Annotated in this window: 7 protein-coding genes; 4 read left to right on the forward strand and 3 right to left on the reverse strand. The window is 63.2% G+C overall.

The window, feature by feature from the left end; all coding sequences use genetic code 11:
• Positions 1-738: AIR synthase-related protein (locus JOZ76_RS20725; RefSeq protein ID WP_291701332.1), on the forward strand; the 738-nt coding region annotated here is incomplete at its 5' end.
• 174 nt (positions 739-912) lie between these two features.
• On the opposite strand, the gene JOZ76_RS20730 is transcribed toward JOZ76_RS20725, so the two are convergent.
• Complete coding sequence (locus JOZ76_RS20730) at positions 913-2100, reverse strand: acyltransferase family protein (RefSeq protein WP_291701334.1); 1188 nt, start codon at positions 2098-2100, stop codon at positions 913-915.
• A gap of 199 nt (positions 2101-2299) precedes the next feature.
• Here JOZ76_RS20730 and JOZ76_RS20735 point away from each other — a divergent pair, with 199 nt between their 5' ends.
• Positions 2300-2473 carry a DUF1328 domain-containing protein gene (locus tag JOZ76_RS20735; RefSeq protein WP_291701336.1) on the forward strand — a complete coding sequence of 58 codons (174 nt, stop codon included), beginning with the start codon at positions 2300-2302 and terminating at the stop codon, positions 2471-2473.
• Between the two features lie 211 nt (positions 2474-2684).
• Here the strand turns inward: JOZ76_RS20735 and JOZ76_RS20740 are convergent, their stop codons facing one another.
• Entirely contained in the window at positions 2685-3044 is a 360-nt protein-coding gene (locus JOZ76_RS20740) for a DUF427 domain-containing protein (RefSeq protein ID WP_291701338.1), read from the reverse strand.
• 195 nt (positions 3045-3239) lie between these two features.
• Here JOZ76_RS20740 and JOZ76_RS20745 point away from each other — a divergent pair, with 195 nt between their 5' ends.
• The gene (locus JOZ76_RS20745) at positions 3240-3476 is read left to right on the forward strand and encodes a BolA family protein (RefSeq protein ID WP_291701340.1); all 237 of its coding nucleotides are present in this window, start codon (positions 3240-3242) and stop codon (positions 3474-3476) included.
• Positions 3477-3488: 12 nt separating this feature from the next.
• Positions 3489-4667 carry a low temperature requirement protein A gene (locus JOZ76_RS20750; RefSeq protein ID WP_291701342.1) on the forward strand — a complete coding sequence of 393 codons (1179 nt, stop codon included), beginning with the start codon at positions 3489-3491 and terminating at the stop codon, positions 4665-4667.
• Between the two features lie 96 nt (positions 4668-4763).
• On the opposite strand, the gene JOZ76_RS20755 is transcribed toward JOZ76_RS20750, so the two are convergent.
• A partial coding sequence (locus JOZ76_RS20755; RefSeq protein ID WP_291701344.1) for a lanthionine synthetase C family protein occupies positions 4764-5393 on the reverse strand: 630 nt, incomplete at its 5' end.

Genomic DNA, 5393 nt, shown 5'->3' on the forward strand with positions numbered 1-5393 from the left:
GACAATCTCAATTTCGGCAATCCGGAGCGGCCGGAGATCATGGGCCAGTTCGTCGGCTGCCTGCGTGGCATCGCCGACGCCTGTCGCGCGCTCGACTTCCCGGTCGTGTCAGGCAACGTGTCGCTCTACAACGAGACCAATGGCCGCGCGATCCTGCCGACGCCCTCGATCGGCGGCGTCGGCGTGCTCGACGATTTCACCAAATCCGCCAGCCTCGCCTTCAAGGCCGAGGGCGAGGCGGTCCTGCTGATCGGCGAAACCCATGGCTGGCTCGGCCAGTCGGTTTATCTGCGCGAGATTTGTGGCAAGGAAGAGGGCGCACCGCCGCCGGTCGATCTGCCGGCCGAAAAGCGCAACGGCAATGTGGTGCGCGGCATGATCCACGCGGGCACGGCCACCGCCGCGCACGACATTTCCGATGGCGGGCTCCTGGTCGCCCTGGCCGAGATGGCAATGGCGAGCGGGATCGGCGCGCGGCTGCTCGCGGCACCCAGTGCCCTCGTGCCGCATGCCTATTGGTTCGGCGAAGACCAGGCCCGCTACATCGTGACCGTACCCGAGGAGCAGGCCGGCCGCGTGCTGGCGAAGATGCGCGGCTGCGAGGTGCCCTGCACGCGCATCGGCACCACAGGCGGCGACGCCATCAGCATCGTCGGCGAAGGCTCGCTTGCGATCGACAGCCTCAAGTGCCGGTTCGAGAGCTGGCTGCCGGCCTATATGGGCGGCGGCCCGGCCTGATCGTCATTGCGAGGAGCGACTTGTCGGCCGCAGTTTCAAAGGCGAAAGGGCGGAAGCGACTCTGCTGTCATTCCGGGATGGTTGCATTGATACGCGCAACAGCGCGGATCAATGCAGACCAGACTCGGAATCTCGAGGTTCCGTTCGATGCTTCGCATCGCCCCGGAACGACAGTCACAGCACGTGCTTTGCGCCAGGTAGTCTCCGCAGGGCCTCCGTCGCGCCCCAGCTCAGGGCAACCGTCAGCACGAACACGATCGCCGCCTTGAGCACGGCCGGAAGTGAGGCATCGAACAGCCAGTATTCGAGCCACAGCGCGATCGGATAGTGCACCAAAAACATGCCGTAGGCTGCCGGCTGCATCGGGTCCAAAATGCTCCAGCCCGACTGCTTGAAGCGCAGGAAATACGCGAGGATCGCAAACAGGATCGCGGCACTGAAGCAGGCGAAGAAAAGGCCGTAACTCGCCTCGTACCAGTGCGGCTGCACGGGGGGATTGCCCAGGATCTCGCGCTTGATGTAGATCAGGCCCCACAGCAGCACGTAGGGGATCAGCGTCAGGCCCACCCAGCCCCAGCCGCTTTTGGCAAGCTGCCCGTCCGCAGCGAGCAGGCCGCGATCGAAATTGGCCGCGCCAATGCCTGCGCCGATGAAGAAGTACGCGGCATAAAACAGGATTCGGCTGGCCTGCACCGAGAACGGGCCGCCAAGCTCGAACCAGTGGTTCGGACCGAAATAGACCCGCGCCGGGACGTAGAGTACGGCGGTTACGATCAGCAGGAACAGGAAGAAATCGGCCGGCCGGTCGTGGCAACGCACCGATAGCTTGTTGATGGGGTCAAGAAGCGTCGGAGAGATCCGATACAGCACGCTTGCAGTGAGATCGAACGCCAGGAGCACCCAGACGAACCAGAGCGGACCGCTCGGCCAGGGTCCGACCGTCACCATCTTCACCCAGAACGCCGCAAAGGTCGTGTCCTGATGCGCCTGCAGCGCAAGGGCGTAATAGGCGAGCGGGATGACCGTGAAGGCCGCGACCGCGAAAGGCAGGCCGAGCCGGAGCAGGCGCTCGCGCAGGAACACCCCCGGCGATTTGCGCCCCAGTCCGGGCCAGACGAACAGTCCCGAGAGAAAGAAGAACATCGCCATGAAGAAGCTGTCGGTCGCCAGCACGATCATGTCGAAGCCGACAAAGTATTTTGGGTCGGTGTGACCGAAATACGTGTATGGGATCACCGAATGATGGAGCAGCACCACCAGCGTGAGAAATGTGCGGGCCCGATCCAGCGACGCGTTGCGCACTTTCGCCTTCGGCGCGGCGTGAACATCCGCCGGCGCGACCGTTTCGGAGATCGATGTCATTCAGGCGCCCCCGGCAATGGATTTATAGACTTGGGAAGTGGCCACTTGCTTCTAATCGCACAATGGTGCCGCCCCGGTGCGGATTCGGCAAGGGCCCTGGGCTCGGCCGGCTTCACAGGAACTGGCGGCTTCGACGAAAGTTAGCCTCCTGGGCCGCGGACCGCAATCTCGGCCGCGCAACGAGCCGGAGGAACGGGTTGTGACACTTCTGAAATGGGCATTGATCTTTCTTGTGATTTCGATCATCGCCGGCCTTCTCGGGTTCACCGGCATATCCGCCGGGGCGGCGGATATTGCTCGCTTCCTGTTCTACATCTTCGTCGTCATCTTCCTGGTGCTCCTGGTCCTTGGGCTCACCATCTTCAGGGCATAAGAGGCGCCCGCCGCCTCGATCATCATTGCGAGAACTGATCTGACGCTCGGGCGCGCAGGCTTCGCAGCCTGCAGTTTGCGAAGCTCAGACGAAAGATCCCACGCGCGGGCTGGAAACAGGAGCGAAAACACGGATCGCTTAGGCCGCACCGCCAAGCGCAGCCCGATGATGGCGGGAGCCGTTGCCGCATCGCAGTAAAAAGCAACTCGCCTCAGCCCACTTCCTCGATCCGTACCTTGTCGGGATAGAAGGCGAGATAGCCGGAAATTTCTGCCATCGCCGGGAACGGCGTCTCGTACGTCCAGATCGCGTTCTCGATGGTCTTTCCATCGGCAGCAATGCTGAAATAGCTCGCATCACCCTTGTAGGGACAATGCGTCACCCGTTCGGTGCGCTTCAAAAGTTCCATCCTGGCGTCGCCACGGGGGACATATTGCACAGCGGGATAACTCGCTTCCTTCAGGCTCAAGGCGTGGGTGGTTTCGGCGATCACGGTATCGCCGGCCGTAACGCGGATCCGCCTCGGATTGGCGGCAATGGTGATCGGATGGTCGGGACCGGGAAGCCTCATGATTTCAAACCTTTCGCTCAGCCTCTTGTCATCGCGGAGCAACTTTGTTTTGCGCGCGCCAGATCGGCAATATAATGTTGGCGGACGTGACCTAGAAGGGTGTCCGCGATAACCTGCGCAAACTTGTGAGAGTCGAGCACAGGTCTTGACGCGCGAGATCGCCCGCGACGACGGAAAAACAGGAGACTGACTGGGATGCCGATGGACGCCCGCGATATCGAATCGATGATCAAGGCAGCGATCCCCGATGCCGAGGTGACGATCCGCGATCTTGCCGGCGATGGCGATCATTACGCGGCGATCGTGATTTCGGAATCCTTCCGCGGCAAGTCACGGATCCAGCAGCACCAGATCGTCTATCAGTCGCTGCGCGGGCAGATGGGCGGAGTGCTGCACGCGCTGGCTCTGCAGACCGGCGTTCCCGACGCTTGAGCGCGCCGTGACGTGAAGGGGGAAAACCCGCGAGGCCCGCTGCATCGCGTGCTGGTGGCGAACCAGCACAGCCGCGTTACCTACGCCGAGCTGTTCTTCGACCTCGTCTTCGTCTATGCGGTCACGCAGATCTCTCATCTGCTGCTCGCCCGCTTCACACCATCAGGCGCAGTACAGACGACGCTGTTGTTTCTCGCGGTCTGGTGGGCGTGGGTCTACACCACCTGGGTGACCAACTGGCTCGATCCCGAGCTGACGCCGGTCCGCATCCTGCTGTTTCTCCTGATGCTCGGCGGCCTCGTGCTGTCGATGTCGATCCCCACGGCGTTCGAGGGGCGCGGCCTGTGGTTCGCGAGCGCCTATGCGGCCATGCAGGTTGGCCGCTCTGTCTTCCTGCTCGCCGCGACCCCGCGATCCCGTGTCAGCGTGCGTCGGAACGCAATCCGCATCCTGGCGTGGCTGTTGTTCTCCGCGGTCTTCTGGATTCTCGGAGGGCTCGCGGAAAGCGAGGCGCGGCTGTGGCTGTGGGGACTTGCGCTTGCGATCGAATATGTCTCGCCGGTGGCGCGGTTCTGGACGCCCGGATTTGGCGCGTCGTCGGTCGAAGACTGGTACGTCGAGGGCGGTCACATGGCGGAGCGCTGCGCCGGCTTCATCATCATCGCGCTCGGCGAGGCGATCGTCGTGAATGCCGCGACCTTTGCGGATCTCGTCTGGACGTCCCACGCGGTGGCGGCCTTCGTCTCGGCCTTCGTCGCCAGCATCGCGACGTGGTGGATCTATTTTCACCGAGGCGCCGAGGCCGGCAGCGAGTTGATCTCGAAATCGGCGCAGTCCGGGCGGCTGGCGCGCTCCGCCTACACCTACCTCCATATGCCGATCGTTGCCGGCATCGTCCTGTCGGCGGTCGCCGACGAGGTCGTGCTGAAGCACCCCGAGGGCCATACGGACCTGAGGACCGCGCTATGCGCGATCGGCGGGCCGGTGCTGTTTCTCCTGGGAACGATCCTGTTCAAGCGCGACATCCGCGGCTGGCTGCAGCCCTCGCACGGCGCTGGCATCGTCGCGCTGCTCGCGCTCGGCTATGTCGCCGCGGATCTCTCGCCCCTGGTACTGTCACTGTTGACCACCGCGATTCTGATCATCGTCGCGGTGTGGGAAGCCATGTCGCTGCGGGGGAGGGCGGAGTAATCTGCCGAACTCGAGTGAGGTTCTGAGCAGAACCCACGCGCCGCTCCTCCTCCCGGAGGTCGTGCTGCTCCTGCGAGCGTCGAAGCAAGCACGCTGTCAGAACACGTCGACTGTCGGGAAAGCCGGTTGACCCGTCACACAATTCCACAAATAAATGGCGAGACCGACGTCGCCGGTCCACAGCGAATACCGACCGCGTCCGATCTCGTTTCGTTTGCTGCGACATTGAGAGATAGCAGCCATCGCGAAGGTGCGAGCGCGTTCAAGCCAGATCGGATCCCTTGTCCGTCGATAGAGCTTAAGGAACGCGTAGCCGTTACCGCCGGTGCCGTGGCAAAGATTTGAGCCCTTGGTGAGCGGTCCGGCGGCCCAGGTCAGCTCCCCGCCTGCGATCAGCAATCGCTCGAGTTCATCCGAGGCAAATGGCGCGTCGGCGAACGTCGTGACCATCCCGGGGGCACCATGGCAATGTTGACAGAGCAGGTTTCGTCCGTCGACGGCCGGTCGCCACGTGCAACCCATTTCGGAGTGTACGGCATTGGCGGCGAGCGTTCGCGGCACGGCGTCGGCCACACGCGCGCGCTGGCTTTCCGCAAGCCACTCCCAGCCGCGCATCAGCGGGATCATGTTTCCGGCATATCCATGCGCAGGGCCGAGATATTGGCGCCGCTGGCCATAGAGATCCTGGGTCCATAGCGGACCGTGCTCGGTCTCCGTGAGTTCATC

The sequence above is a fragment of the Bradyrhizobium sp. genome (genome assembly GCF_019244115.1).
Classification (GTDB): domain Bacteria; phylum Pseudomonadota; class Alphaproteobacteria; order Rhizobiales; family Xanthobacteraceae; genus Bradyrhizobium.

Bases quoted from the DNA above. Each gene is read 5' to 3' on its own strand.
- JOZ76_RS20745 (WP_291701340.1), top strand. From the start codon at position 3,240: ATGCCGATGGACGCCCGCGATATCGAATCGATGATCAAGGCAGCGATC.
- JOZ76_RS20730 (WP_291701334.1), bottom strand. From the start codon at position 2,100: ATGACATCGATCTCCGAAACGGTCGCGCCGGCGGATGTTCACGCCGCG.
- JOZ76_RS20740 (WP_291701338.1), bottom strand. From the start codon at position 3,044: ATGAGGCTTCCCGGTCCCGACCATCCGATCACCATTGCCGCCAATCCG.